Here is a 337-nt window from a genome sequence, read left to right as displayed (position 1 = left end):
GCAGGTATATTTCTATAGATCTTAAATTGATACCCATCATATCGGTTAAGACCGTGTTTTGTTCCAAACCAGAGAAATTGTTGATTGTCCTGACAAATGGCAAGCACCGAATTTTGTGAGAGCCCATTTTCCAGGGTTAAATTACTGAAATGAACCTCTTTTTGGGCATATGCAGGTAGTTGTAATAATACAAGAAATAAAAGCAACTGCAGATGGCTAAAGTTCCATTTGATGCGTATCATGATGGCCGGTCGTTCAGGTTTAAAGAATTATTTTTGATTGAGACTCTTAATATCCGAATATTCAAATTGAATAAGAACAGAATCTTGCGTAATTC

General features: G+C 35.6%; 1 protein-coding gene. It reads right to left on the bottom strand.

Annotated features, from left to right (window positions below; all coding sequences use genetic code 11):
- On the bottom strand, positions 1–242 hold a 242-nt coding region (locus DBR11_RS27980; protein WP_146186698.1), incomplete at its 3' end, for a two-component regulator propeller domain-containing protein.
- Between the last annotated feature and the right edge of the window lie 95 nt (positions 243–337).

The organism is Pedobacter sp. HMWF019 (assembly GCF_003061025.1).
Taxonomy (GTDB): domain Bacteria; phylum Bacteroidota; class Bacteroidia; order Sphingobacteriales; family Sphingobacteriaceae; genus Pedobacter.
The sequence above is the reverse complement of the archived record's forward strand: the minus strand, read 5'-3'. Positions and strand labels throughout refer to the sequence as shown.